This is a genomic window from Streptomyces sp. NPDC102259 (genome assembly GCF_044766465.1).
Classification (GTDB): Bacteria; Actinomycetota; Actinomycetes; order Streptomycetales; family Streptomycetaceae; genus Streptomyces.
The window spans coordinates 104,545-129,719 of sequence record NZ_JBIWMA010000002.1; the positions used below are offsets into that span (position 1 = coordinate 104,545).

Sequence of the window (25,175 nt, forward strand, 5' to 3'; positions counted from 1 at the left end):
TCCTCCGGGCACGGCCGCCCGCGGGCGTCGCGGGCATCGCGGACCGGCGCGCGGCGGCCTGCGGGCGGTCGGGGAGGGGCGGCCTGCGGGTGGTCGGGGAGAGGCCCCGTATGCTGCCGCCGTACAGGGTGGGCAAGGCGGTAGGACAGGTAGCGAGGGAGCGCCCGTGAAGGTCGGCTGCATCGGACTCGGCGACATCGCGCAGAAGGCGTATCTGCCGGTCCTCGGCGCGCTGCCCGGGGTGGAGCTCCACCTCCAGACCCGCACGCCGGCCACCCTCGACCGGGTCGCCGACACCCTTCGCCTGCCCCGCGAGCAGCGCCATCACGACCTCGACGCGCTCCTCGCCGCCGGCCTCGACGCCGCCTTCGTGCACGCGCCCACCGCCGCTCACCCCGAGATCGTCTCCCGGCTGCTGGAGGCGGGCGTCCCGACGTACGTGGACAAGCCCCTCGCGTACGAACTCGCCGACTCTGAGCGGCTCGTCACGCTCGCGGAGGCCCGGAACGTGTCCCTCGCCGTCGGCTTCAACCGGCGCCTCGCGCCCGGCTACGCGCAGTGCGCCGACCACCCGCGCGAGCTGATCCTCATGCAGAAGAACCGGGTCGGGCTGCCCGAGGAACCGCGCACGATGATCCTCGACGACTTCATCCACGTCGTCGACACGCTGCGTTTCCTGGTGCCGGGCCCGGTCGACGACGTGACCGTGCGCGCCCGCGTGGAGGACGGCCTGCTGCACCACGTCGTCCTCCAGCTCGCCGGACCCGGCTTCACCGCGCTCGGCGTGATGAACCGGCTCAGCGGTTCCAACGAGGAGATCCTCGAGGTGTCCGGCCAGGACACCAAGCGCCAGGTGGTCAACCTCGCCGAGGTGATCGATCACAAGGGGCAGCCGACCGTGCGGCGGCGCGGCGACTGGGTGCCGGTGGCCCGGCAGCGGGGCATCGAGCAGGCGGTGCTCGTCTTCCTGGACGCCGTGCGCGCGGGCAAGGTGCTCAGCGCCCGGGACGCGCTGGCGACTCACGAGCTGTGCGAGCGGGTGGTACGAGCGGTGCGGGAGCGGTCCGCCGCGGCCTGACCGTCCGCGCCCCCTCGCTGAGCGCGAGGACCAGCAGCACCAGCAGAGCCCCATGGACCGGCCAGTCGCCGTAACGGACGTAGGGGGTGACGCCGTCCGCGAGCGGAACGTCGTAGACGGCCGTCGTGCTCGCGTCCGTGCCCAGCCACGAGCCGACCCGCCGGCCACTCGCGTCGTACACGGCCGAGACGCCGGTGAGGGTGGAGTGGACGAACGGCCGCCCGGTCTCCGCGGCCCGCAGCGCCCCCAGCGAGGCGTGCTGCGCGGGCGCCCAGCTCCACTGGAAGGAAGAGGTCGACGACTGCGCGACCAGCACCTCCGCGCCGTCCCCGGCGAGGTGCCGGCTCATGTCGGGGAAGGCCGTCTCGAAGCACACCATCGGCCCGATGCGCAGCCCGCGCCCGGCGTCCATCACGACCTGCCCGGTGCCGCGCCGCCGGTCCTCGCCGGCCGCCTTGCCGACGGAGGTGGCCCAGCCGAGCAGCGAACGGGCCGGTATGTACTCGCCGAACGGCACCAGCCGCATCTTGTCGTACCGGTCGCCGGTCGGTCCTTCGGAACCTATGAGTATCGAGCTCTTGTAGATGCCGGGCCGGTCGGAGCGGCGGGCGTCGACGTTCACCAGGATGTCGGCGCCGGTGACCCGGGACAACTCCGCCAGGCGCCGGGCCAGATCGGGCCGGTCGTCGAGGTCGTAGCCGACACTGCTCTCACCCCAGACGATCAGGTCGACGTCCTGCCCGACCAACCGGCGGGTCAGCTGCTCCTCGCGGTCGAAGCGGCTGTCGGGGCCGTCGATCACCCCCGGCTGCACGACGGCGATCCGGGCCTGCCCGTCGCCGTCGGGGCGTGGCGCCCACATCCACGCGGCCGAGGCCGTGGCGGCGGTGGCGACGAGGCCGGCGACGGCCGGGGCCCGGGACGCCGGAACGGAGACCAGGACGGCGGCCGACACGTTGACCGCCACCACCAGGAAGCTGAGCAGCCACACCCCGCCGACGGAGGCGAGCCGCAACGCGGGCTCCACCTGCCACTGACTGGCCCCGAGCATGCCCCACGGCCCGCCGAGCCCCTGCCAGGAGCGGACGAGCTCGATCGCCAGCCAGCCCGAGGGCAGGACCAGCAGCGCGGCGAACACCCGCCCGCGGCCGGGGATCACGTCCGCGCTGAGGAACCGGCGGACCAGCCACGCCCACGGAGCCCACAGGGCGCCCAGCAGCGCGGCGATGACCAGGGTGAACACATGCAGGCTCGGCAGCAGCCAGTGGTGCATGGCCAGCATGAAACCGAACCCGCCGCCCCACCCGTCGTACGCGGCCCGCCTCGCCGTCGGCGCGGAGCGGGCGAGCAGGATCCATGGAACGAGGGCGAGATAGGCCCACCACCACAGAGCCGGCGCGGGGAACGCGAGCACGGGCAGCGCGCCCGCGAGAGCCGCGACGGCCGTACGCCGCCAGGGGGAGGTGAGCCAGTGTTCGAACGTCTTCATACGACACCTCCCTACCCGCTCGGGGTGCCTCCAGTGTGCGCGCGTCGGACGATCTCCGACAGGGGGCGCTTTTTTCGGCCCAGCCGTCCCCGAGCGCTGCCGCTTCCGGCTCAGCCGGACACGCGCCGCCACTTCTCCCGGACGACCACCTCACGCACCCGCCACCCGTCGTCCGTGCGCAGCAGACCGAAGGAGTACCTGCCGCCGCAGACGAAGTCCGGCGCACCGGCCGCCGAGTCGTCCTGGCCGGCGGCCAGCCGCATCGGGTTGACGTAGTCGGCCTGGACCCGGGCGGTGTCGCCCGTGTCCTGCTCCAGGACCCCGAAGCGCACCCGGCGGTTGACGATGAGGTGCTGCCGCATCGCGAACACCCGCAGATTCTCCGCGAGCCATGAGGCGACGACCCCGGCGTCCCCCTCGATACCACCGGCCGAGCGGTAGTCCGCCCGCCCGTCCGACGTGAACAGTTCCCGGTACGCCGTCCAGTCCCCGTCGTCGACCGCCACCGCGTAGTCGGTGACCAACCCGTCGACGGCCAACCGGTCCATCACGGCGGCGAGCTCCACACGCTGCGTCATGGCCCGAGTGTTGGCCATGCGGGCTGCTCAGCCAAGGTCTGTGCGGGGAACGATCGGGAACGATCGGGCAATGCGGTAGCCACGTGGACGCACCGGCGGTCAGGCTGCTGCCGTGACGTGGATCACCAAACCGCGTTCACAGACCTTTGCCGCCATGTGACCCGTGGGTGATGCCAGCCGCTGTGCCGGACAGCCGGTCAGGGACGCAGGTGGGCGAGTAGCTCTTCACGGGCGGGGTATCCCTGCTCCTGGGGGAGCAGGCGTGTGGCTGCGTCCAGTTCGCCGTCCCTGACGAGTGCGTGGATCTCGTTGGCGAGCGGAGTCACGTCGCTGATGGACACGGTCCACTCGTCCGCGTAGCGCGACGATGCCTCGCCCGAGAGTCCGAGTTGCAGTGCGCGGTGCGGCAGGGGACGCAAGTTCAGGTCGCGTTCGGGGTCCCACTGGACACGAGCCGGTGCGCGCTTGAGTTCACGCTGCCAGGTGTCGCGATCGGGATGCAGGCCGCGAACGTAGCTCGACAGGCAGGCATGGCGCAGCGCCCACTCGAAGCCATCGCGAGTGATCTCGACGGCAAGAACGGTCTCCTGACCGGCACTCGTGCCCCAGTGGGAGCGGTACATCATCCACAGGAAGCTGGGTTTGATCCACGTCATGCGATCCCGCAGCCACGTGGGGGGAAAGCGGCCGTCGCGGACGGCGGGTACGCCGATTTCAGGGGCGTAGGCCTGGTAGACGGTGATCGTGGATGCCGTGTGGAGCGCGCGGATCCGGTGGTGCGGTTCTTCCATGGCGTACAGCGTGGGGTCGGCCGGCTCAGGCGGCCACCGATTTTCGACGGCTGCTCGCTGCGACGGGCACGCCGGCCCCAGCACCATGCGAGCTGCCGGTTTCACGGCCGCCTTCCACTCGTCCCCGTCGGACCCGCTCGCGAAGAGCGTCTACAGGCTGCCGGGCTCGGATCCCTTGAGGTATGTCAGGCGCCCGCGGTCACGCTCGGTCGTCAAGTCGAGTGCGGTCACCGGGTTTTGGGTCCACACGGGTGCGCCGTCGATCCACGGAATGAGCACGGTGACGGGGCGAAGCAAACCGTGGACGTTGGCGACGCCCGCCGGCGGGAGGCGTCGGGCCTGCCGCTTCTTGGCGAGTTTCAGAAGCATCGGCGGAGCCTCGTCGGGGTCGCCATGGGCCTTGTACAGCACCAAGTAGGCCTCACCCTGGTCCGGTTCGCGCAGCAGGAGCCAGCGCATCGGGCGTACATGCTCGCTGACGGCCGCGGTGGCGAAAGCGCGGGCGAGCCTGCTCTGGGACGCGACGGCCGTCAGGCCGCAGACCGAGCCTGCGAGGAAGAGGCATCCAAGGCCGAACCCGCCGAAGAGGTGCAGCACCCCTCCGAATCCGGCAAGCGCTGTGAAGGTGGTCCAAGCGGCGATGGAGGGAAGGCCGAAGGCCGCGAGCAGGTCGCGGTTGCGCCACCAGACCAAACGCCCACGGCTGTCGATCACGGGTGTTGACGGCCGCGGTCGAACTTGCTCGGCCGCGAGGCGCACGGCCGCCGCGAGAAGAGCCTCGTGGGTGAGCTCCGCGGCAGTCAGGGGCACCTGCCTGGAACGTCGGACGGCAATCCGGCGACGACTCTCCCTCCTCGACTCGGGATCCAACCTGCGAATCAGGCCGACCCATGCGGTGACGCCCGTCAGCAGGCAGCCGAGGAAGGTCATGATCCATGCGAAGGCACCGGCGTCCGTGCCGTCGTCAAAACCTTCGAAGTAGCCCACCGCCACACCGGGAAGCCCGATGAGAACGCCAATGAAGCCGACGCGCCACAACCACTTCTCGGGCGCGGCGCCCGGGCCCACAGGGGGAACATCCCAGCGATCGGCCATGCTTCTCCTTGTCTCATCAGTCGTACACGACAGACACATCAGGGGGCCTGACGGTTGCGCAGCCTCTCGTACGCGTTCACCGACTCGGCGTTCACAGACCTCAGGGACACGCGCCTGCCCCCTGGCCTGCATCAACCCTCTTGGGCGAAGTCACCGAAGTGTGGATCATGGCTATATGACGAGGTGGACGAAGAAGGAAGCTCCGGTCGAGCAGCCAGACTCCGCGCCGGAGCTTTCCGCGTACCAGCAGGCGATGCGGACGAGGCTCCTCGCGGCCCCTGTGACACCAGCGCCCGAGCCCTGGCGGCGCATCGCGTACGCACCGGTCGGCGGACTTCTCGGGATAGGCTTCGCCTCGCACCCCGACACCGGCCAGGACTTGGTGATGGTCGTCTCGCACGACGGTCACGGCCTCTTCGACGCCGTTACGGGCGAGAAGATCGCTCGGGATCGTGACCCCGATCCCGAGGACGCCACTCCTGACGCGGTGGCCGATCTGTCGTGCCCAGGGCTGGGTCCCGTCGCGGGAAGCAGGGTGCGCATCGCCGGGCTCTTCGGGGGAGGACTTCACACCACCACCGCGGACGGCTGGACTTTGGAAGTCGTGATTCCTGCCTGGCCCCATGAGCGTGTGCTGCTCTCCGGCGACGGCGGACTGCCCCACTCCGGTCCGCACGGAGAGCGGTGGTGGCACATCTTCCACTCCGACTACTCCGAACTCCGAGCAGCCGGCTTCTCGCCCTCCGGGCGGACCATCGCCGTCGCGACCAGCAGTGATGTGTCCCTTTGGACACGCGCGACGGACCGTAGCCCTGCCGACGGCGCTGAAGCATGACCGAAGGGTGTCGGCCCGCCGGCCGTCGTGTGATTCAGGGTGGTCCGTATCCGGCTCTCCCGGCGCCCCGAGGAGAAGGCCGACGAAGCCGACGCGCGGCAGCCACGGTGGAGCTACTCCACGTCGATGCCGAAGTCCTGGACGAGTTCTTCTAGGCCGCCTGTGTAGCCCTTGCCGCCGAGGACGAAGTCCCAGTCGCCGTTCGGCCTTCGGCGGAAGGAGCCGAGTACCAGGGCGGTTTCGTGCGGGCGGCCGTCGGAGACCTCGAGTTGTCCCAGTTCAGTAAGCCCGGGGTCGAGCAGGCGGATGCAGGCGTCGGAGAAGCCGGAGAGGTCGGCGTCCGGGTTGACCTCCGGGTCTATGGCGGCCACGAGGACGAATCGGTCGGCCTCGTCGGGCAGGCCGTCGAAGGAGACACAGATCGCGGCCTTGTCCGGTGCGGTGGGGGCGAGGGCGCGTACCGAGCCGTCCGGCGTCTGCGGGTTGTTGAAGAAGACGAAGTGATCGTCGCTGAGGACGCGGTTGCCGCGGCAGACGAGAGCGCACACGTCCAGGGCGACGCTGCCGGACCAGGACATGCCCAGAACGTTGTAGTCGTCCGGGAGTCGAGGGGCCGACGCCGAGGACGTCCGCTGTGCCGGGACGGGCCGGCCGCCCTCGCCCAGCCGCCCGCGCAGCCCGTGACGATGGAGCAGGTCGACGAGTTCGGGGCCCGAGATGAGTTCCAGTGGCTTGCCGTTGGCGAACGTGTGCGAGCCGGGACCGAACCCTGACGTCGTCACGAGGACACCCTTGTTGGCACCCACGTCCTGCACGGTGCCGTACAGGTCACGCACCGCGGTGGGCGGCACGGTGTTGCGGTAGCGCTTCACCTGCACGACGATCTTGCCGCCTCGGATCGGCGTCGGATCCAGCGCGTCGACGTCCACGCCGCCGTCGCCCGAGCGTTGGGTCGTCACCGCCTGCATCCCCATGGCCCGGAAGAGGTCGGCGACGAGATTCTCGAAGGCGATCGGATCCATGGCGAACAGGTCCGGTTCCTCGTCGCCGCCGTGGGCGACCACGCGGTTCCCGACATCCTGCGGCCGTCGGCTCGGCCGTACCGGGGCGAGTTGGTCCGGTCGGGGCGAGAGCTGCCCGCGCAGGGCGTCAGCGAGGCAACTCCCCGCGTCCACCTGCGCCAGGTGCAGGTCACGGAACGAGGAGCGCGAGGCCATGACGGTGGCGAGGAAGATATGGCCCGGTCGGCCCGTCGTAGGGTCGTGCCCGTCGACGAATCCGTTCAAGGTCACCGACTCCAGCGCGCCCAGCTCGTCCGCGGCGAACAGCTCGTGCAGAACGAGAAGCATGCACTGAGCCAGGATCTCCCGGTACAGAGTGCGGCGCTGGCCGACCGGACGGGGCGTCTCCTTGTCCTGGTCCACCCCGGACATGTACCGAACCGCCTTGACCTCCGGCACGATGCCGTACGCGGGCAACTCCCAGTCCAGCACCAATTGGCGGGCTGACGGGTCGTAGGCCGCCGCCACCTGACGGGGGAAGTCCTCCGGCCATGCCGTCGAGGCGTAGAGCGCGGCGGAGAAGTACTCGACCACGGAATCGGCATCCCGCCGCCGCACACCTTCGGTGAGCGCGACGACGCCGGCGTTGTGCCGCCGCACATCGGCCAGCTGGGTGTCGACCCACTGCTGGTACTCCCGCTGGTACGACGCCAGTTGGTGTTGTCGCTGAGCCTCTGCGGCCTGAGCGGCGTGCCAGTCCCGTTCGAAGCGCGCCTGCGCTTCGGCCTGCGCCTGGGCCCGGCGGCTCGCGGTCCAGCCGTTCGACGTCGGGTACTGGTGGAAGTCCGGCATGGGCACCGGCTGCGCCAATGGTCCTGGAGCGAAGGGCTGGACCTCCTCGGGCCGCAGGAGAGAGGCGGCCCTGAAGGCCGGAGCCCGGCAGCCCGAGGCGAGGAGGCCCTGCAGCGACGCGACCTGCGCGTCCAGCTCTTCCGTGCGCCGTAGAGCCTCTGCCTGCCGGTACTCCCGGTGGCTCTGGGCAGCTCGCCGCTGGTAGGCCCGCGCTTGCTGTTCTTGCTGTCTCCGCCGTCTGGCTTCGGCTTCCACCTGGCGCTGCTGCTGCCGCTGCATTTCAGCCCAGACGCCGACAAAACCAGTAGAGCGACGACTCATCTGCTGAAGGCCCTCCCCAGGACGCCGGCAGCCGAAGCCGCCTTGGTTGCCCCCGCAACCAGTTGTGACGAGACGACTCTATCCAGCAATCGCCGTCTCGCCTATCCACTCGTCAATGCCGACCCACTCGACCCATCCCCGCAGGTCAACGTGACTGGAGGCGCCCCGCTCACACGGCCCGGTCACCCGAGTCAGCACTGATCACTCCCGGTCACCCAGGTCGCCCCGGTCATCCGTCGAACTCGGTGAGGTCGATGGCGTGAACGTGCAGTGGGAAGCCGTGGACCGGGTGCACCGTTTCGCGCTCCGGTGCCATGCCGAGCTTGCGGCTGATGTTCTCGGAGGCTTCGTCACCGATCCGGATGATGCTGATGACGCGGTCGAGGCCACGATCCTGGAGGGCGAACTCCAGCGTCGCGTGGGCGGCTTCGGACGCGTAGCCCTGGCCCCAGAACTGGGATCCGAACCGCCAGCTGAGAGCCACGTCGGGCAGCGTCTCCGGCAGGAACTCGGGCATGGACAGGCCCGTGAAGCCGGCCAGTTCGCCCGAGGCCAGCAGCTCTACGGCGAAGAGCCCGAAGCCCTCCTCGTCCCACTCCTCCTCCCACTGCTCGATGGCCTCCGCCGTGCGGTCCAGGTCGAGCACCGAGCCGTCGTCGACCCAGCGCATGACTTGCGGATCCGCGTTGATGTCGGCCATGGGTACGAGGTCGTCGTCGTGCCAGCGACGGAGGAGGAGGCGGGGGGTGCGGATCTCGGTCATGGTGACCATCCTGCCCAAGGTGAGAGCCTCACCGGTAATCGGCGCCGGACGGCCGGGCGGCCGGACAGCGGGGCGGCTGGCGGCGGGGTGGCCGGACAGCAGGGCGGTGGGAGTGCCGGTGGCGTGGCGTCGGCAGGGGCCTCCGGGCTCGTCCAGGCCGTTGCCGGGCTCTCAGTGGTCGGAGTCCCTGCTCTGATGCCGGGAGATCTGCCCCCGCGCTGTGCGCCAGTGTGACCGGGTCTGCTCGACCAGGGTGTCCCACTGTCGGCGGACCTCATGGTCGGACGGGCGGTGGCCCTGACGGATCCGGTCGAGTTCGTCTCGTACTTCGCGCCCCAGCGCCGACGATCCGACCATGACCAGCATGACGGCGAAGAGCGCGGAGATCATCGCGAAGACCGCTCCGACCACCCCGTAGCGTGCGGTGTAGGAGTTGAACAGACGTGGCAGGTAGATGGCCGCGCCCACCGAATACGCCGCCGTCAGAATGGCCGCGGTGACGCCGAAGGGGATGAGGTCCGACCACTCGACCCGCTTCGCCGACAGGAGCCGTCCGCTCCAGACCAGGAACGCGGCGGTCACCGGTACCTCGCACACCGAGGCGACCAGCCCCAGTTCCCCTTCGCCGAGGAGCGCGGTGATCGAGGCGGTGCACACTGCGTAGCCGCCCAGACCGAGGATCCACCACAGGCCGTTACGGGTGTTGCGCACGCTGAGCGGGGTGAGTTCCCACGTCTGCTCGACGAGCCGCTGCGCGGCCCGGGCGAAACTGAGGACCGAGATCATCAGGAACACCGCTCCGAAGACGCCCACGCTCGCGTTGCTGCCCTCCGCGGGGGAGAAGAGAGAGCTGACAGCCTGGGCGCCCGCTCCGGTGAGGTGGTAGCGCCGGATGATCTGCTCCGCGGCGTCGTAGTGCACGAAGCTGCTCACGACGGCGCCGATGAGGAGGGAGAGCGGGACCATTGCGGTCAGCGCGCTGGATGCCAGGGCCATCGACCGGTCGAAGCCCACGATCTTCTGGAACCGGTTGATGACGCGCAACGCGAAAGCGGGACGCAGCCAGAACGTCAGCGTTCTGACGAGGCGCTCACGCTTGATCCTCGCCGTCCTGCCCTCCAGTGAAGCTCGTGACCTTTTGTGGCGACGCGAGCGTAACGGACGGTAGCGGGCCCGACGCGGGGCGACACGGGGTGACACGGGGGAGAGGGGGGGCGGGTGGGAGGAGAACGAGAGGAGGACGAGAGGAGGGGCGCGGAGGGCTCAGGGGAGGGGTAGCGGGAGCGCCGGGCTCAGGCCGCTGCGACGACCTCGCCGCGGATCGCGATGGCCCACTCCACGACCAGAAGCTCGTACTCCGCCCGCTCCTGGGCGGAGAGCGAACCGCCCGCGCGCAGCCAAAGGGCCCGGATCCGCTCGTTTAACTCGGCAGCGGACCGCACGGAACCAGACGGCACAGAGTTGGGGGACATGGGCCAAGCCTAGGCGCAAGAACTGACACTGCGCTACCGGACGGCTACGCGCACGGATATGGGCTTGGTCACGGCTGATCGATCAACTCCGCTGTCCCTCCCACAGGTTCGGGCGAGAAGGCCGATCCGCGCGACGCCGCGCAGCTCCATGGGGGAGCGGGAGGGGGAGCGGTGGTGGTCAGCCCGCCGACTCCGCCGCGTGCGGGCTCAGTGAGCCCGTCGCGACCAGGGCGATGATCACGATGCCGAGCACGACGCGGTAGTAGACGAACGGCATGAAGGACTTGGTGCTGATGAACTTCATGAACCAGGCGATGACCACGTATCCGGACACGAAGGCGATCACCGTCGCGAACATCGTCGGCCCCCACGCCACGTGGCCGCCCTCGACCGCGTCCTTCAACTCGAAGACCCCGGAGGCCAGTACGGCCGGAATGGCCAGCAGGAAGGAGTAGCGGGCCGCGGCCTCGCGCTTGTAGCCCATGAACAGGCCGCCGCTGATGGTGGCGCCGGAACGCGAGACGCCGGGGATGAGCGCGCAGGCCTGGCAGAGGCCGAAGATCAGGCCGTCCTTGACGCCCAGGTTCTCCAGGTTCTTGCGCTGCTTGGGCGCGCGGTGCTTCCCGCCCGACTCGTCGCGGGCCGCCAGCCGGTCGGCGATGCCGATCACGATGCCGACGACGACGAGCATCGTGGCGGTGATCCGCAGGTCGCGGAACGGGCCCTCGATCTGGTCCTTGAGCGTCACGCCCAGCAGGCCGATCGGGATCGAGCCGACGATCACCAGCCAGCCCATCTGGGCGTCGTGGTCCTTGCGCAGCGTCTTGTCGAACAGCGATCGGCTCCACGCCGAGATGATCCGGCCGATGTCCTTGCGGAAGTAGATCAGCACCGCTGCTTCCGTGCCGATCTGCGTGATCGCCGTGAAGGCGGCGCCGGGGTCCTCCCAGCCGGAGAACGCCGCGGTCAGCCGCAGATGCGCGCTGGAGGAGACGGGGAGGAACTCGGTCAGCCCCTGGACGAGTCCGAGGATGAGGGATTCAAACCAAGACATGAGGTTACGGAGTCCAAGCGCCGATCGGAGAGGGCGACGGCGACGGTCGGCCCGTCGCGCGCGATGATCAGGTGATCAGGTGTGTGCCGGGGGGAAGCGTAGCGTTCCCGGATGACAGGCCCGGCACAGGGGTTTCGCAGGCGCCGCGCGGGCTCTCGCACCGACGGCACCCGCCCCCTGTACGCGGGCGACAAAAAGCCCTCACACGCAGGGCGCGTGCCTCCTCGCTCGGCGGGCCCGCGCTTCTCTCTCCCGAGGGCGCGTGCCTCCTCGCCCGACAGGCGCGCCTCTCTTCCCGGCGGGCACGCGCCCCCTTCCAACGCGCACGCGCCCCCGCCAGCCGCGCACGCGCCTCCCCACCCGCCCCGCCCCGCACCCACCGGACCCGGCGACACGCGGCTCACGTGCGTGATCGGTACGCCGGACAGGTGTCCTCATGGTTGACCGGCCGCCCGGCCGCCGCATACGTTGCTGCCGATGGGAAAGCGCTTGCTGTGTGCAGGTACTGCACGCTTCCCCCTCGGTTGCTGGCCCGCCCGGCCGTTCGGCCGTACGTCGGAGGAGTGCTGATCACGCCCATGCCCCCATCCCCTCCGCTGCCTGGCGCGCTCGCCGGCCGCCGTGTCCGGGCCGCCATCGTCGGTATCGGCGCGATCGGGCGCGGCTCCCATCTGACCGCTCTCCGGCAGCTCGCCGCCGAGGGCGAGGCCGAGGTCGTGGCGGCCGTTGACATCGATGCCACCGCCGTCGAGGCCTTCTGCGCGGAGAGCGGGGTCCCGCACGCGTACACCGACCTGGAGCGCATGCTGGCGGAGCAGCGCCCCGACCTGGTGACCATCTGCACCCCGCCGACCCTGCACCGCGAGCAGAGTGTGGCGGCGCTGCGGGCCGGCGCCTGGGTGTGGTGCGAGAAGCCGCCGGTGCCGACCCTCGCCGACTACGACGCCGTGGAGACGGAGGAGGGCGCCGCGGGGCCGTACGCCTCGATCGTCTTCCAGCACCGTTTCGGATCCGGGACCCGGCACGTGCGGCGGCTGCTCGCCGAGCAGGCCCTCGGGCGGCCGCTGGTCGCGCACTGCCAGACCACCTGGTACCGCGACGCCGCCTACTACGCCGTGCCCTGGCGGGGGCGCTGGCAGACCGAGGGCGGCGGCCCGGCGATGGGCCACGGCATCCACCAGATGGACCTGATGCTCGACCTCCTCGGCCCGTGGAGCGAGGTGCGCGCGATGGCCGGCCGGCTCGTGCACGACGTGGAGACGGAGGATGTGTCCACCGCCCTGGTCCGCTTCGAGAGCGGGGCCATGGCGACGGTCGTCAACAGTGTCCTGAGCCCCGACGAGGTCAGCCGCATCCGTATCGACTGCGAGCGAGCCACGGTCGAACTCACCCACCTCTACGGCCACTCCAACGACAACTGGCACATCACGCCCGCCCCGGGAGTCCCCGGCGACGTGGCGGCGGCCTGGCAGGACTTCGGCGACGACGTCCCGAGCTCGCACCTGGCGCAACTGCGCGAACTGGTCGCGAGCATGCGCGCGGGCCGGCGGCCGCGCAGCAGCGGCGCGGACGGGCGCACCAGCCTGGAGCTGATCAGCGCGCTGTACAAGTCGGCGTTCACGGACACGACGGTGCGACGGGGCGAGATCGGGCCGGGCGATCCGTATTACACGGCCCTGCACGGCGGCGCCCCCGGCTGGGCGCCGGCCACGGCCGCGGCCACCAACCAAGCGGAGACGGAGCCGGGGGCGACGGCGGAGACGAAGACGGGGACGAAGCCGGGGTCGAAGCCGGGGACGACGGCGGAGCTGAGCGCGGAGGTGCCCGCGTGACCGGCGATCTGCGGATCGTCCACGCGCACGGCGACCGCGTCACGGTGAGCGACCCGGCCACCGGCGTCGAGCTGCTCGCCTACGTCTACCGGCCCGAGGCGGCGTGGGAGGCCCCGAGGCCGTACATCCACCCGCTGCGGACCCTCGCCGGTGACGTCGTCACCGACTACCGGCCCAACGACCACCGCTGGCACAAGGGGCTGTCGCTGACCGCCTCGCACCTCTCGGGCGCCAACCTGTGGGGCGGCAACTCGTACGTGCACGGTGAGGGGTATCTCGAACTCCCCGAGCGGGTCGGTTCGATGGCGCACGTCGGCTTCGACGAGGTGTCGGCCGAAGGCGGCCGGGTGGTGATCGCCGAGCGGCTGACCTGGCATCCGCACAGCGGTGAGCTGTGGGCGGAGGAGGCCCGCCGGATCGAGGTGCACGACGTCGACCCGGACGCCGGTTCCTGGGCGCTGACCTGGACCAGCGCCGTCACCAACCGCCGCGACGAGCCGCTGCGCTTCGGCAGCCCGACCACCGCCGGGCGGGAGCTGGCCGGCTACACGGGCCTGTTCTGGCGGGGCCCGCGCGCCTTCCGGGACGGCCGGATCATCGGCCCGGACGGTGCGGGCCCCGGGTTGATGGCCTCGCAGAGCGCCTGGCTCGCCCTCTCCGGCGAGCACGACGGCGCCGACGGTCACGCCACCGTCGTCTTCGCGCACGCCCCCGAGAACGACCACTCCGGCGCCCGAGGGGCGCACCCCGCCCACTGGTTCGTCCGCAACGAGCCCTTCGCGGGCATCGCCCCGTCCTGGTCCTTCTTCGACGAGCTCGAGCTCGCCCCCGGCGACACGCTCACCCGCCGCTACCGCGTGGTGGTGGCCGACGGCGCCTGGGAGCGGGAGGAGATCGCCAAGTACCTCGAGGCACACCCGTGGTGAGCGAGTACGGGGGCCTGCCCGGTGGGGTCGCCGTCTCGCACCTGCGCGTGTACGACTGGCCCGCCCCCGACGGTCCGCACGGCGGAACTCCCCATATGCACCTGACGTGTTCGGAGGGGTACGTCGTCACGGCCGGGCGCGGCGCGGTGCAGACCCTGACGGCGTCCGGGTACGAGGTCACGCCCCTCACGCCCGGCACGGTCGCCTGGTTCACGCCGGGCACCATCCACCGGCTGGTCAACGAGGACGACCTGCGCATCACCGTCCTGATGCAGAACAGCGGGCTGCCGGAGGCGGGCGACGCGGTCCTCACCCTGCCGCCGGAGTACCTCACCGACCCCGAGACGTACGCCGCCGCGACCGTGATCCCGGCCGACGCCCCGCGCGAGGAGCAGGCCCGCACCGCCCGTGCCCGGCGCGACCTCGCGCTGGAGGGCTACCGGGCGCTGCGCGAGGCGGCGGACGGTCCGGCCGCCCTGGCCGCCTTCCACCGGTCCGCCGCCGCGCTGGTGCGGCCGCGGCTCGCCGAGTGGCGTGAGCGCTGGCAGCGCGGTGCGCGGGCCGCCGCGCAGGCCACGGGGGAGCAGCTCGACCGGCTCTCCGGCGGCGATGTGTCCTACCTCGCCGAGGCCGCCGTCCGGGCCGAACAGCCCGTTGTCCACGGGAAGTTCGGGATGTGCGGGTGGCTGGACGCGTACGCGCTGCCGTAGCGCCGGGTCATCACCGCAGGGCGACGGCTGACGTAGTTTCCGTGATATCCCTGCGGCTTCTCCGCCGGAATGATCCAATCGACCGATGTCGACAGCGGGGAGTCAGCAGGTGCGGATCAGAGTGACGGCGGCAGCCGTTTTCACGGCGGTTCTGGTGGCCGGATGCGGTGGCGGCGGCAGCGGCGGTTCCGACGCGAAGGCTTCGGATTCCGCGGCCGCGGAGGGGGCGGCTTCCGGGTCGGTATCTGGATCTGGATCGGGATCGGCGTCTGCTTCTGCGTCGGAGGCGCCCGCGCAGCCGCTCGGCGAGGCTCAGTTGAAGTCCGCCGCGTTGGTCGGCGGCGACGTGGACGGCTACCAGATCACCGACTTCCCCGTGAAGCCCGACGGCGATTCCACCGCCCGGCCGGCGGACTGCCAGCCGCTGGAGAACATGCGCACCGCCTCGCCCGACCCGGGCCCCAAGGCGTTCGTCGGTCTCCTCGCCTTCGCAGGAGCGGGCCCCACGGCGGGCTCCGCCACCACCGTCGGACTCATGGCCTACGACCAGTCCGAAGCCGAGGGCATCCTCGACGGCCTCCGCGCCGCCCTGAAGACGTGCACCGCCTACGAGGGAGGCGCGCCCGCCCGTGCCACCGCCAAGGCCGCCACCGCCCCCGACGCGGGCGACGACGCCGTCGCCTTCGCCCTGCAGTCCCAGGGGGACAGCGCGGACGCGTTCGTGGTCGTGCGCAGCGGCGCCACGGTCGTCCTGTTCTACACCGCCGCCGGCACCGGCTCCGCGGCCGAGGTGCCGACGGAACTGGTCACCGCGCAGATCCGGAAGCTGGGAGCCTGAGTCAGCGGGTGCGCAGCCGCTCGCCGGGCTCGGGAACACGGGGCGGGACGTAGCCGTCGTCGTCCTTGGGTCACCGGCGTGCGGCCCACGGTGCAGGTCGCCGGGGAGGAAGAGCACACGGGCCACGTCCGGGCCGAGTCCGGGGCCGGCGTCGGTCCAGGCGTCGCCGTCCGCCACCCGGGACGACTCGTAGGCGGAGAGCGCTGCCCGCGCCGCGGCTTCGGCACGGCGGCGGTTGCACCGGTCCCTCCGATCTCTCCGGTCCCCCCTGACCCCCGTGCCCACCCGGCTTCCCTTCGTCGTCCGTCCGTCCGTCCGTCGGTGCGGTGCGGTGCGGTGTGGTGCGCGGTGTGGTGCGGTCGGGGCGTTGAGGGGCGGCTTCAGGCGGCCGACGGGCCCGCCACCGTCCAGCCCGGTGACTGCGGGTGGGCGCGCATGTCCTCGTGGCGGACCTGGTCGCCGCAGGCCGCGCAGGTGACCACGGGGGCCAACTCGTTGCCGCAGACGTGCTCGATCACCATGGGGCGCCGGTCGTCCTCACGGAGATGACGGTCGCCCCACGCCATGAGTGTCATCAGGACCGGCTCCAGCTCGAGCCCCGCCTGGGTGGGCCGGTACTCGAAGCGCTGCGGACGCTCGCTGTAGGCGCGCCGGGTCAGGATCCCGCCGTCGACGAGGCGGCGCAGCCGGGTGGCCAGGATGTCGCGCGGGGCGCCGATGTTGCGCACCAGCTGGTCGAAGCGCGTGTTGCCCAGGCACACCTCCCGCAGGACGAGCAGGGAGTACTTCTCGCCGACCAGGGCGAGCGTGTCGGCGATCGAGCAGGGGCGCGGGTCTTTGGAGGCGGCCATGACGGCCAGTCTAGGGGAGGGTTGGAAAAACAAATCCAGGCCGGTTGGATTTTCCAACTTGCAGCGTTATGGTGAGTCCAGATTTCCTACTCACTGGTAGTTTCCGCTGCTCGTGCTCGTCATGGAGGCACCGCACATGCGTGACGCAGTCATCGTCGAAGCCGTACGCACCCCGATCGGCAAGGGCAAGCCGAACGGCTCCCTCGCCCACGTCCACCCCGTTGAGCTCCTCGCCCACACCCTGCGCACCCTCGTCGAGCGCTCCGGCGTCGACCCCGCGCTGATCGACGACGTCATCGGCGGCACCGTCGACCAGGTCGGCGAGCAGGCCATGAACACCACCCGCTACGCGCTGCTCTCGGCGGGCTTCCCGGAGTCGGTCCCCGCGACCACCGTCGACCGGCAGTGCGGCTCCTCCCAGCAGGCCGTGCACTTCGCGGCCCAGGGCGTCATCTCCGGCGCGTACGACCTCGTCGTCGCCTGCGGTGTCGAGTCGATGAGCCGGGTACCGATGTGGTCCAACGTGCCGCCGGGAAAGGACCCGTTCGGCCCCGGAGTCGCGGCGCGCTACCCGGAGGGACTCGTCCCGCAGGGCATCAGCTCCGAGCTCATCGCGGCCAAGTGGTCGATCACACGGGAGCAGATGGACGACTTCGCCGTCTCCTCGCACCGCAAGGCCGCCGAGGCCTGGACACAGGGGCTCTTCGACGCCGAGGTCGCACCCCTGGACGGCGTCTCGCGCGACGAGTGCGTACGCCCCGGGAGCACCACCGAGATCCTCGCCGGCCTCAAGCCCGCCTACTACGACCCGGCTTTCGCCGAGCGCTTCCCGCAGATCGAGTGGAACGTCACCGCGGGCAACGCGAGCCCGGTCAACGACGGCGCCTCGGCCGTGCTGATCACCTCCGGCGAGACCGCCGCGCGCCTGGGTCTGCGCCCGCTCGCCCGACTGCACAGCTTCGCCGTCACCGGCTCGGATCCGCTGCTGATGCTGACCGGCGTGATCCCGGCGACCGAGAAGGTGCTGCGCCGGGCGGGACTTCGGCTCGACGACATCGACCTCTTCGAGGTCAACGAGGCGTTCTCCAGCGTGGTCCTGGCCTGGCGGCAGGAGACCGGCGCCGACCTCGCCAAGGTCAATGTGCACGGCGGCGCGATCGCGCTCGGACACCCGCTCGGCGCGAGCGGCACCCGGCTGACGACGACGCTCGTCCACGCGATGCGCGAACGCGGCGCCCGCTACGCCCTTCAGACGATGTGCGAGGCGGGCGGCCTCGCCAACGCCATGGTGCTGGAATCCGTGTAACCGATCGTCATGTGGCCGGCCGCCATGTGGCCGGCCGCCATGGAACCGGCCGCTATGTGACAGGCCGTCCCGCATCAAGCCGTTGTGCAACAGGCCGGGCGGGCGAGAGGCTGAAGCCGACGGCCGCGGGCGGCTACGCGGGGCGCAGGTGGTGGCGTTTGCGCCAGGCCACCACCGCGCCGACCAGCGCCGGCAGGGTGATGCAGGCCATGGCGATCAGGAAGGCCGGCGAGGTGGGGGAGGAGGCGCGGGCCCCGGCGACGACGTAGGCGGCGGTGTTCGGGATCGAGCCCACCGCGGTCGCCACCAGGAAGGACACCCAGCCCATGCGGGAGACGGCGGCACAGTAGTTCGCGGCCCAGAACGGCACCCCCGGGAACAGCCGGGCCGCCAGCATCGAACGCATGCCGTGCCGGCTCAACTGGCCGTCCGCCGCCTTGAGCAGCCGGCCGCGCAGCAGCGGTCGCAGCGCGTCCTGCCCGAGGACCCGGCCGAGCCCGAAGGCGATCCCGGCGCCCAGCACCGTGCCCACCAGCGCCGCGCCGATGCCCCACTGCGAGCCGAACAGCGCGCCCGCCGCCAGGTTCAGCAACGGCCGTGGCACGAACGCCACCGTGCACAGTCCGTACGCCACCGCGAAGACCGCGGCCGCCGAGATACCGCCCAACTGGGGTGGCCAGCCGTCCGAGAGGAGCTTCTGCGGCTCGAAGAGCAGCACGCTCGACGCGGCCGCCGCGAGCAGCGTGACCAGCAGCGCGAAGCGGGACCAGGGCGAGCGCAGCCCTCTCGCGCAGCGCGCGGCGAGGCCGCCGGGTGCGGTGACCGCCGAGTCGGCGGGCGTGATGAGGGGCGCGGGAGCGGGCGCGCGGACGACGAGCTCCGTGGCGATGGCCCGGGGAGTGGCCGTGGCGGTGCCCCCAGAGCGGGTGGTGGCATCGAGCATCCAGCGACACTAACCGACGGACGTGTGTGATCGCCGTATGGTTCGTCTCATGACGGTCACAGGTGCGGACGCGTTCGGCGCGCCGCACAGCGTTCTCGCCGACCTCGTGCTGGAGCGGCTGACGGCCGCGTACGGCGCGGGGGCCGATCCGGCCCGGGCGGCGGTCATGCGCGCGTACATGAAGGACGTGGCCCCCTTCCTCGGCCTGCCCACCCCCGCGCGCCGGGCCCTGTCCCGCCCCGTCCTGGCGGGCACGCCCCGGCCCGACGAGGCCGACTGCACGGCGATCGCGCTGCGCTGCTGGGCGCTGCCGCAGCGCGAGTACCACTACTTCGCCGTCGACTACCTGCGGCGGAACGCGCCCCGCCTGTCGTCGGCGTTCCTGCCCGTGGCGCGTCGACTGGTGACCACGACGCCCTGGTGGGACACGGTCGACCTGCTCGCCGCGCACGTGGTCGGCACGCTCGTCGCGGCCGACCCCCGACTCGGCGCCGACATGGACGCCTGGATCGTCGACGAGGACCTGTGGGTCGCCCGTACCGCCCTGCTGCACCAGCTCCGCCGCAAGGAACTCACCGACACCGAGCGCCTCTTCGCCCATTGTCTGCGCCAGTCGGGCCACCCGGACTTCTTCATCCGCAAGGCCATCGGCTGGGCCCTGCGCGAGTACGCCAAGACCGACCCGGCGGCCGTCCGCGCCTTCGTCGCCCGCGAGCGGGGGCGGTTCGCGCCGCTGACGGTGCGTGAGGCGCTGAAGAACATCGGGGACGCGCCCTAACGGTTCATCCGTGCCGCCGCTGCCCGCCGCTACCCTCCACTGCCGCCGGTGCCGTGCGTACCGTCCCGTCCTTAACCGTCCCGTCCTGTCCGTTCCGTGCTGATGTCGGTCATCGAGGCCGTAACCCTTCCCATCCGGGGAAAACCATTCGACGCCGAACGAACCGTCGGCGATGATCGGCAGCATGTTCCGGCACGCCTTCCTCCTCGCAGCGTCCGCAGTCGCGGATACGCCGAAGGCTGCCGTCCCACTCCTCGTGGCCGCTGCCGACGGCGCCCGAAGCTGACCCTCTCCGGATCGTCCGGCGGACCCCGCAGGGGGAGGGTCGGCGAGCTCGCCGGGGTCCCCACTTCCTACGGACACGCTTCGAGGTACAGCCATGCCCAAGACCGCTTACGCGCGGACCAAACCACACCTCAACATCGGCACCATGGGGCACGTGGACCACGGCAAGACCACCCTGACCGCCGCCATCACCAAGGTCCTCGCCGACCGCGGCACCGGCACCTTCGTGCCGTTCGACCGTATCGACCGGGCCCCGGAGGAGGCCGCGCGCGGGATCACCATCAACATCGCGCACGTCGAGTACGAGACCGACACCCGGCACTACGCGCACGTCGACATGCCGGGTCACGCCGACTACGTGAAGAACATGGTCACCGGCGCCGCGCAGCTCGACGGGGCGATCCTCGTCGTCTCCGCGCTCGACGGGATCATGCCGCAGACCGCCGAACACGTCCTGCTCGCCCGCCAGGTGGGCGTCGACCACATCGTGGTCGCGCTCAACAAGGCCGACGCCGGGGACGAGGAGCTGATCGACCTCGTCGAGCTGGAGGTCCGCGACCTGCTCACCGAGCACGGCTACGGCGGCGGCTCCGCGCCCGTCGTCAGGGTGTCGGGGCTGCGGGCCCTGGCCGGCGACCCGCGCTGGACGGCGTCGATCGACGCGCTGCTCGACGCGGTGGACACCTATGTGCCCATGCCCGAGCGGTATCTGGACGCGCCGTTCCTGCTGTCCGTGGAGAACGTGCTCACCATCACCGGCCGGGGGACCGTCGTCACCGGTGCCGTGGAGCGGGGGACGCTCCGCCTGGGGGACCAGGTACAGGTGCTCGGCGCCGGTGTCGAGACCGTGGTGACGGGCGTCGAGACCTTCGGGAAGCCGATGGAGGAGGCGCAGGCCGGGGACAACGTGGCCCTGCTGCTGCGCGGGGTGCCCCGGGACGCCGTCCGGCGGGGGCATGTGGTGGTGGCGCCGGGGAGCGTGGCGCCCAGCCGCCGGTTCACCGCGCGGGTGTACGTCCTGTCCGGGCGTGAGGGCGGCCGGACCACGCCCGTCGCGACCGGCTACCGGCCGCAGTTCTACATCCGCACGGCGGACGTCGTCGGGGACGTGGACCTGGGGGAGGTCGCGGTCGCGCGGCCCGGGGACACGGTCGGCATGACCGTCGAGCTGGGGCGTGAGGTTCCGCTGGAGCCCGGTCTGGGCTTCGCCATCCGCGAGGGTGGGCGGACCGTGGGGGCGGGGACCGTGACCGCCGTGCTGTGAGGACGGCCGGTGTCCGTGGCCGACGTGCGCGGGGCCTGTGCGCGCGGGTGCCTGCGGGCCGTGCGCGGGTGCCTGCGGGCCGTGCCCCTTCGGGGGCGTGGCCCGCAGGCACAATGGGACGGTGAACGACGAGCCCATACCCGTCTCCCGCGCCGTCGACCACGGCACCGCCAAGCTGATGCCCGACGTCGACCGGGACCGGGCCTGGCTGCTGACCGTCGACGGGGCGCCGCAGTCGTACGTCGACCTGGACGAGCCGACGTACCTGGAGTTCGAGTACGCGCGGCGCCTCGGGCACGTCCTGGACACCGTCGGCGAGGCGGGGCGACCCCTGGACGTCCTGCATCTCGGCGGCGGCGCGCTGACCCTGCCCCGGTACCTGGCCGCGACCCGGCCGGGTTCCCGGCAGGACGTCGTCGAGTTCGACCGCGGTCTGCTGGAGCTGATCGCCGAGCACCTGCCGGTCCCGGCCGGGACCGGCATCGCGCTGCACGCCGCCGACGCGCGGGACTGGCTGGAAACGGCCCCGGACGGCTCCGTCGACGCGCTCGTCGCCGATGTCTTCGGCGGCTCCCGGGTCCCCGCCACACTGACGTCCCTGACCTACGCCCAGGAGGCCGGACGGGTCCTGCGCGGCGACGGCGTCTATCTGGCGAACCTCGCCGACGCGGCGCCGTTCGACTTCCTGCGCTCCCAACTCGCCAACTTCGCCGCGGTGTTCGAGGAACTCGCCCTCATCGCCGAGCCCGCCGTACTGCGCGGCCGTCGGTTCGGCAACGCGGTGCTCGTCGCCGCGCACCATCCGCTCGACGTGACCACCCTGGCCCGCCGCACCGCCTCCGACGCCTTCCCGGCCCGGGTCGAGCACGGACCGGGACTGCGCCGCTTCATCGGCGACGCCCGCCCGGTACGGGACGAGGACGCCGTACCGTCCCCCGAACCACCGGAGGGCGCGTTCGGCATCGGCTGAGCGGCGGGCACCGCCACGGCGCAGGGAGCGGCCCCGCCGAGAACCGCCGGACCGTCACCGGCCGGCCGTCCTCGCGGGGGCGCCGCTAGTTCTGCGTCGGTGTCCCGTTCAGCCGTACGGTGCTGAGGATCTGCATGATCGTGGCCTTCGGGAGTTCGTCCTTCACGCCCTTGGCCCCGTACAGGTTCCACGACACGTAGTCGCCGTTGGAGTTCTTGAAGCCGAACGTGATCGCCTTGCCGTCGCTGTCGCACTTGCCCTTCTGGGGCGTGTTCGTCGACTGGGCCCAGGCGTAACTGCCCACGATGCCCGAGGCGGTCGTGAAGGCGGTGGCCTTCTTGTCGAAGGTCAGGCTCTTCTTGTCCGGCTCGGTGTAACCGCCGAAGACCCACCAGGCGGGCGTGTTGATCGCGATCTCGTCGGTCGTCTTCGCCCCTTCGGCGCCCTTGCTGCCGACCACGGCGAGCGGGGTGTCGTCGGTCTTGCCGTCCTTGTCGGCGTCCGTGGAGCACCACTTCGACTTGAATTCGGCCGTGCCCCCCTGCAGGATCTGGTCGTAGCCGTCCGACTGCTCCTTGTCCTCCCACTCGAAGCCCTGGCTGAGCCCCGGCGACTGGACCTCCCAGTCCGCCGGCACGTCGAAGGCGATGCCCCACTTGGGGTTCACCACGACCTTCCAGCCGGCGATCGTCGCCTTCGCGGTCTCGGTGCCGCGCGGGTTGTCGTCCGTGCCGGCCGAAGAGGAGTCGGAAGCCGAGGCGGAACCGGACGTGGAGACCGTGGGGCTCGCACTGCCCTTGCTCACGTCGGCCGGGTCGTCATCGTCGCCGCCCAGCACGAGGAACCCGGTGACACCGGCGGCCACGACGACGGCCGAGGCCGCGACGATGGCGATCAGCTTCGTCCGGTTGCCACCGCCTCCGCCTCCACCGCCACCGCCCGGCGGCGGGGTGGGCGCGCCCGCGGGCGTCGGGGCGCCCCACTGCGGTTGCTGCCCGTAGGGGTTGGGCTGCTGGTCTGGCTGTTGCTGGTAGCCGGGCTGCTGATACGGATTCGGCTGCTGGTATCCCGGCTGCTGGTACGGATTGTTCTGCGCCTGCGGGTTCTGCTCTCCCCCGGGCGGCTGCTGTCCTGGCCACATGGCCAGAAACCCTAGTGCCGTCCGGGACACGGTTCGGTCACCGCCCCTTGTCAGGGACGTACCGAATCAGGACGCGGAGGGCGGAAACACGCGAACTGTGCCCCTGAACTTCCGGATTGCGGCATCCGGGACCCCGTCGGGGGCTCCCCTCGACGCCGGAGGACCACGCGGTCGCAGGGCGATCGGCACGCCGGTCTGGCCAGCCGAAGCTACTCACAGGTAACATCGTGGCCATGAGCGCAGACCAGATGTCCATCGGCGAGATGCTCGCCGCCACGGTGCCCATGGCCCGGACCCTGAACCTCGAGTTCCTCGAGGCCGGTCCGGAGAAGGCCGTGGTCGCCCTGCCCGACCAGAGCGAGTTCCACAACCACGTGGGCGGGCCGCACGCCGGGGCCATGTTCACGCTCGGCGAGTCCGCCAGCGGCGCGATCGTCCTCGCCGCCTTCGGGGACCAGCTCTCCCGCGCCGTGCCGCTCGCCGTCGGCGCCGAGATCGCCTACCGCAAGCTGGCCATGGGCGCGGTCACCGCCACCGCCACGCTGGGCCGCCCGGCCGCCGAGGTCGTCGCGCAGCTCGACGCGGGGGAGCGGCCCGAGTTCCCGGTCGCGATCGAGATCCGCCGCGCCGACGGGGCCGTCACCGGTGAGATGACGGTGACCTGGACCCTGCGTCCCAACAGCTGAGCGGCTGACCGCCTGAGCGGTCGAGCGGTGTCCCGCGAGGACGACGGCCCCGGACATGGCGACACCGGGGCCCTGCGTGGCGCGCTACGGCACGGACCATGCCGCGGAGTACGTCGCGGAGTACGTCGCGGACCCCGCCACGTGCCGTCAGGCCGCCAGTCGGCCCCGGTCCGCGTCGCTGTCCGCCAGGCCCGCCACGAACTCCTTCAGCCAGGCGACGAACTCCGGCCCCAGGTCGGGCCGGTCGCAGGCCAGGCGGACGACCGTGCGCAGATAGTCCGCCTTGTCGCCCGTGTCGTAGCGGCGACCCGAGAAGATCACGCCGTGCACGGTGCCGCCCGCCGCCAGTTCCTGGAGGGCGTCGGTGAGCTGGATCTCACCGCCCCGGCCGGGTGCGGTGTGCTCCAGGACGTCGAAGACGGCCGGGTCGAGGACGTACCGTCCGATGACCGCGTACCGGCTGGGCGCGTCCTCGGGCGCGGGCTTCTCCACCAGACCGGTGACGCGCACCACCCCGTCCTCGCCGGACGGCTCCACGGCCGCGCAGCCGTAGAGGTGGACCTGCTCCGGCGGGACCTCCATCAGGGCGACGACGCTGCCGGCGTACCGGTCGCGGACCTCGAGCATCCTGCTGAGCAGGGTCTCCCGCGGGTCGATGAGGTCGTCGCCGAGCAGCACCGCGAACGGCTGGTCGCCGACGTGGTTGCGGGCGCAGAGCACCGCGTGACCGAGCCCGAGCGGGTCCCCCTGCCGGATGTGGTGGATGTCGGCGAGCCGGGCCGGATCGCGCACCGCGTCCAGCCGGACGGTGTCGCCCTTGGCGGCGAGCGCCTGCTCCAGCTCGAAGGCGTGGTCGAAGTGGTCCTCGATGGCCCGCTTGTGCCGGCCCGTGACCATCAGTACGTCGTCCAGACCCGCGGCGGCCGCCTCCTCGACGACGTACTGGATGGCCGGCTTGTCGACCACCGGCAGCATCTCCTTCGGCGTCGCCTTGGTGGCGGGCAGGAAACGGGTGCCGAGGCCGGCGGCCGGGACGACTGCTTTACGAACACGGGGTGCGGAGTGGGGGGCGCTCATGCGGGTCATGGTGTCCGACGGGGATGGGAGTACCCCGGGAGTCACATCTGAGATTCCTGTGGGCCGACCCTGTGCCGGAGCGGCCGACCACGCCGGGGCCGGAAGTTGGAGATTCCGTGTGCCATCCGGCTTTGGGGGTCCACAAGTTGAGTCCGGGGATCCGGGTGCATTTCGAATGCGGGTGCGGATACCGCCGGTAACTTATCTGAATTTCCCGCACTTTGAACTTGGGTCACTCG

The 25,175-nt window shown here is 71.4% G+C and carries 24 protein-coding genes; 11 read left to right on the plus strand and 13 right to left on the minus strand.

Translation table 11 applies throughout. The features are described 5' to 3' along the window. Positions 1 to 166 precede the first annotated feature (166 nt). Positions 167 to 1,078, plus strand: a complete 912-nt coding sequence (locus ACIRPU_RS05060; protein ID WP_403861859.1) for a Gfo/Idh/MocA family protein — start codon at positions 167 to 169, stop codon at positions 1,076 to 1,078. On the opposite strand, the gene lnt is transcribed toward ACIRPU_RS05060, so the two are convergent. The 4 genes from lnt to ACIRPU_RS05080 form a co-directional block, all read right to left on the minus strand. Continuing rightward, positions 996 to 2,567: an apolipoprotein N-acyltransferase gene (gene lnt, locus ACIRPU_RS05065; protein ID WP_403861862.1), complete on the minus strand. Its 1,572-nt coding sequence runs from the start codon at positions 2,565 to 2,567 to the stop codon at positions 996 to 998. The two genes, ACIRPU_RS05060 and lnt, sit on opposite strands and share 83 nt — an antisense overlap. Positions 2,568 to 2,677: 110 nt before the next feature. Next, positions 2,678 to 3,145, minus strand: a complete 468-nt coding sequence (locus ACIRPU_RS05070; RefSeq protein ID WP_403861865.1) for a nuclear transport factor 2 family protein — start codon at positions 3,143 to 3,145, stop codon at positions 2,678 to 2,680. A gap of 197 nt (positions 3,146 to 3,342) precedes the next feature. After that, positions 3,343 to 3,936 (minus strand): DUF4291 domain-containing protein, encoded by a 594-nt coding sequence (locus tag ACIRPU_RS05075; protein ID WP_403861868.1) that lies wholly within the window; start codon positions 3,934 to 3,936, stop codon positions 3,343 to 3,345. A 150-nt stretch (positions 3,937 to 4,086) separates the two neighbouring features. Further along, the gene (locus ACIRPU_RS05080) at positions 4,087 to 5,031 is read right to left on the minus strand and encodes a hypothetical protein (RefSeq protein ID WP_403861871.1); all 945 of its coding nucleotides are present in this window, start codon (positions 5,029 to 5,031) and stop codon (positions 4,087 to 4,089) included. A 175-nt stretch (positions 5,032 to 5,206) separates the two neighbouring features. Here ACIRPU_RS05080 and ACIRPU_RS05085 point away from each other — a divergent pair, with 175 nt between their 5' ends. Beyond that, positions 5,207 to 5,866 (plus strand): hypothetical protein, encoded by a 660-nt coding sequence (locus ACIRPU_RS05085; protein ID WP_403861874.1) that lies wholly within the window; start codon positions 5,207 to 5,209, stop codon positions 5,864 to 5,866. 113 nt (positions 5,867 to 5,979) lie between these two features. Here ACIRPU_RS05085 and ACIRPU_RS05090 read toward each other — a convergent pair whose 3' ends face one another. The 5 genes from ACIRPU_RS05090 to ACIRPU_RS05110 form a co-directional block, all read right to left on the minus strand. Next, positions 5,980 to 8,040: a restriction endonuclease gene (locus ACIRPU_RS05090; protein ID WP_403861877.1), complete on the minus strand. Its 2,061-nt coding sequence runs from the start codon at positions 8,038 to 8,040 to the stop codon at positions 5,980 to 5,982. Positions 8,041 to 8,269: 229 nt separating this feature from the next. Further along, positions 8,270 to 8,803 carry a GNAT family N-acetyltransferase gene (locus tag ACIRPU_RS05095; RefSeq protein WP_403861880.1) on the minus strand — a complete coding sequence of 178 codons (534 nt, stop codon included), beginning with the start codon at positions 8,801 to 8,803 and terminating at the stop codon, positions 8,270 to 8,272. Positions 8,804 to 8,974: 171 nt separating this feature from the next. After that, entirely contained in the window at positions 8,975 to 9,847 is an 873-nt protein-coding gene (locus ACIRPU_RS05100) for a YhjD/YihY/BrkB family envelope integrity protein (RefSeq protein WP_403861883.1), read from the minus strand. 248 nt (positions 9,848 to 10,095) lie between these two features. Continuing rightward, positions 10,096 to 10,275, minus strand: coding sequence for a hypothetical protein (locus ACIRPU_RS05105; RefSeq protein WP_355704654.1), 180 nt, complete (start codon positions 10,273 to 10,275; stop codon positions 10,096 to 10,098). A 178-nt stretch (positions 10,276 to 10,453) separates the two neighbouring features. After that, complete coding sequence (locus tag ACIRPU_RS05110) at positions 10,454 to 11,329, minus strand: undecaprenyl-diphosphate phosphatase (RefSeq protein ID WP_355704653.1); 876 nt, start codon at positions 11,327 to 11,329, stop codon at positions 10,454 to 10,456. Positions 11,330 to 11,907: 578 nt separating this feature from the next. On the opposite strand from ACIRPU_RS05110, the gene ACIRPU_RS05115 reads away from it, so the two are divergent. The 4 genes from ACIRPU_RS05115 to ACIRPU_RS05130 all read left to right on the plus strand — a co-directional run bounded on the left by ACIRPU_RS05115 (position 11,908) and on the right by ACIRPU_RS05130 (position 15,635). Further along, positions 11,908 to 13,161: a Gfo/Idh/MocA family protein gene (locus tag ACIRPU_RS05115; RefSeq protein ID WP_403861887.1), complete on the plus strand. Its 1,254-nt coding sequence runs from the start codon at positions 11,908 to 11,910 to the stop codon at positions 13,159 to 13,161. Then, positions 13,158 to 14,087, plus strand: a complete 930-nt coding sequence (locus tag ACIRPU_RS05120; protein WP_403861890.1) for a PmoA family protein — start codon at positions 13,158 to 13,160, stop codon at positions 14,085 to 14,087. Before ACIRPU_RS05115 ends, ACIRPU_RS05120 begins: the two co-directional genes overlap by 4 nt. Further along, positions 14,081 to 14,797, plus strand: a complete 717-nt coding sequence (locus ACIRPU_RS05125) for a cupin domain-containing protein (RefSeq protein WP_403861892.1) — start codon at positions 14,081 to 14,083, stop codon at positions 14,795 to 14,797. The genes ACIRPU_RS05120 and ACIRPU_RS05125 overlap by 7 nt, the downstream gene beginning before the upstream one ends. Before the next feature lie 316 nt (positions 14,798 to 15,113). Further along, positions 15,114 to 15,635, plus strand: coding sequence for a hypothetical protein (locus tag ACIRPU_RS05130; protein ID WP_403861895.1), 522 nt, complete (start codon positions 15,114 to 15,116; stop codon positions 15,633 to 15,635). A 380-nt stretch (positions 15,636 to 16,015) separates the two neighbouring features. Here ACIRPU_RS05130 and ACIRPU_RS05135 read toward each other — a convergent pair whose 3' ends face one another. Beyond that, on the minus strand, positions 16,016 to 16,486 hold the full coding sequence (locus ACIRPU_RS05135) for a winged helix-turn-helix transcriptional regulator (RefSeq protein WP_403861898.1): 471 nt from the start codon (positions 16,484 to 16,486) through the stop codon (positions 16,016 to 16,018). Positions 16,487 to 16,622: 136 nt separating this feature from the next. Between ACIRPU_RS05135 and ACIRPU_RS05140 the strand changes: the two genes are divergently transcribed. Then, a complete protein-coding gene (locus ACIRPU_RS05140) occupies positions 16,623 to 17,792 on the plus strand; it encodes a thiolase family protein (protein WP_403861901.1) in 1,170 nt (389 codons plus the stop codon). Positions 17,793 to 17,925: 133 nt separating this feature from the next. Here ACIRPU_RS05140 and ACIRPU_RS05145 read toward each other — a convergent pair whose 3' ends face one another. After that, the gene (locus ACIRPU_RS05145) at positions 17,926 to 18,735 is read right to left on the minus strand and encodes a TVP38/TMEM64 family protein (protein WP_403861904.1); all 810 of its coding nucleotides are present in this window, start codon (positions 18,733 to 18,735) and stop codon (positions 17,926 to 17,928) included. Between the two features lie 49 nt (positions 18,736 to 18,784). Here ACIRPU_RS05145 and ACIRPU_RS05150 point away from each other — a divergent pair, with 49 nt between their 5' ends. The 3 genes from ACIRPU_RS05150 (at position 18,785) to ACIRPU_RS05160 (ending at position 22,032) form a co-directional block, all read left to right on the plus strand. Then, a complete protein-coding gene (locus ACIRPU_RS05150; protein WP_403861907.1) occupies positions 18,785 to 19,513 on the plus strand; it encodes a DNA alkylation repair protein in 729 nt (242 codons plus the stop codon). 379 nt (positions 19,514 to 19,892) lie between these two features. Then, a complete protein-coding gene (gene tuf / locus ACIRPU_RS05155) occupies positions 19,893 to 21,062 on the plus strand; it encodes an elongation factor Tu (protein WP_403861909.1) in 1,170 nt (389 codons plus the stop codon). Between the two features lie 178 nt (positions 21,063 to 21,240). Beyond that, positions 21,241 to 22,032, plus strand: a complete 792-nt coding sequence (locus ACIRPU_RS05160; protein ID WP_403863509.1) for a spermidine synthase — start codon at positions 21,241 to 21,243, stop codon at positions 22,030 to 22,032. 85 nt (positions 22,033 to 22,117) lie between these two features. On the opposite strand, the gene ACIRPU_RS05165 is transcribed toward ACIRPU_RS05160, so the two are convergent. Continuing rightward, positions 22,118 to 23,173: a hypothetical protein gene (locus tag ACIRPU_RS05165; protein WP_403861912.1), complete on the minus strand. Its 1,056-nt coding sequence runs from the start codon at positions 23,171 to 23,173 to the stop codon at positions 22,118 to 22,120. A 248-nt stretch (positions 23,174 to 23,421) separates the two neighbouring features. On the opposite strand from ACIRPU_RS05165, the gene ACIRPU_RS05170 reads away from it, so the two are divergent. Next, positions 23,422 to 23,859 (plus strand): DUF4442 domain-containing protein, encoded by a 438-nt coding sequence (locus ACIRPU_RS05170; protein WP_020131696.1) that lies wholly within the window; start codon positions 23,422 to 23,424, stop codon positions 23,857 to 23,859. A 147-nt stretch (positions 23,860 to 24,006) separates the two neighbouring features. Here the strand turns inward: ACIRPU_RS05170 and galU are convergent, their stop codons facing one another. Next, positions 24,007 to 24,945 carry a UTP--glucose-1-phosphate uridylyltransferase GalU gene (gene galU / locus ACIRPU_RS05175; protein ID WP_403861914.1) on the minus strand — a complete coding sequence of 313 codons (939 nt, stop codon included), beginning with the start codon at positions 24,943 to 24,945 and terminating at the stop codon, positions 24,007 to 24,009. Between the last annotated feature and the right edge of the window lie 230 nt (positions 24,946 to 25,175).

Coding starts and splice junctions, on each gene's coding strand:
- lnt (WP_403861862.1), bottom strand. CDS start 2,567: ATGAAGACGTTCGAACACTGGCTCACCTCCCCCTGGCGGCGTACGGCC.
- ACIRPU_RS05070 (WP_403861865.1), bottom strand. CDS start 3,145: ATGACGCAGCGTGTGGAGCTCGCCGCCGTGATGGACCGGTTGGCCGTC.
- ACIRPU_RS05075 (WP_403861868.1), bottom strand. CDS start 3,936: ATGGAAGAACCGCACCACCGGATCCGCGCGCTCCACACGGCATCCACG.
- ACIRPU_RS05080 (WP_403861871.1), bottom strand. CDS start 5,031: ATGGCCGATCGCTGGGATGTTCCCCCTGTGGGCCCGGGCGCCGCGCCC.
- ACIRPU_RS05085 (WP_403861874.1), top strand. CDS start 5,207: ATGACGAGGTGGACGAAGAAGGAAGCTCCGGTCGAGCAGCCAGACTCC.
- ACIRPU_RS05090 (WP_403861877.1), bottom strand. CDS start 8,040: ATGAGTCGTCGCTCTACTGGTTTTGTCGGCGTCTGGGCTGAAATGCAG.
- ACIRPU_RS05095 (WP_403861880.1), bottom strand. CDS start 8,803: ATGACCGAGATCCGCACCCCCCGCCTCCTCCTCCGTCGCTGGCACGAC.
- ACIRPU_RS05105 (WP_355704654.1), bottom strand. CDS start 10,275: ATGTCCCCCAACTCTGTGCCGTCTGGTTCCGTGCGGTCCGCTGCCGAG.
- ACIRPU_RS05110 (WP_355704653.1), bottom strand. CDS start 11,329: ATGTCTTGGTTTGAATCCCTCATCCTCGGACTCGTCCAGGGGCTGACC.
- ACIRPU_RS05115 (WP_403861887.1), top strand. CDS start 11,908: ATGCCCCCATCCCCTCCGCTGCCTGGCGCGCTCGCCGGCCGCCGTGTC.
- ACIRPU_RS05135 (WP_403861898.1), bottom strand. CDS start 16,486: ATGGCCGCCTCCAAAGACCCGCGCCCCTGCTCGATCGCCGACACGCTC.
- ACIRPU_RS05140 (WP_403861901.1), top strand. CDS start 16,623: ATGCGTGACGCAGTCATCGTCGAAGCCGTACGCACCCCGATCGGCAAG.
- ACIRPU_RS05145 (WP_403861904.1), bottom strand. CDS start 18,735: ATGCTCGATGCCACCACCCGCTCTGGGGGCACCGCCACGGCCACTCCC.
- ACIRPU_RS05150 (WP_403861907.1), top strand. CDS start 18,785: ATGACGGTCACAGGTGCGGACGCGTTCGGCGCGCCGCACAGCGTTCTC.
- tuf (WP_403861909.1), top strand. CDS start 19,893: ATGCCCAAGACCGCTTACGCGCGGACCAAACCACACCTCAACATCGGC.
- ACIRPU_RS05160 (WP_403863509.1), top strand. CDS start 21,241: ATGCCCGACGTCGACCGGGACCGGGCCTGGCTGCTGACCGTCGACGGG.
- ACIRPU_RS05165 (WP_403861912.1), bottom strand. CDS start 23,173: ATGTGGCCAGGACAGCAGCCGCCCGGGGGAGAGCAGAACCCGCAGGCG.
- ACIRPU_RS05170 (WP_020131696.1), top strand. CDS start 23,422: ATGTCCATCGGCGAGATGCTCGCCGCCACGGTGCCCATGGCCCGGACC.
- galU (WP_403861914.1), bottom strand. CDS start 24,945: ATGACCCGCATGAGCGCCCCCCACTCCGCACCCCGTGTTCGTAAAGCA.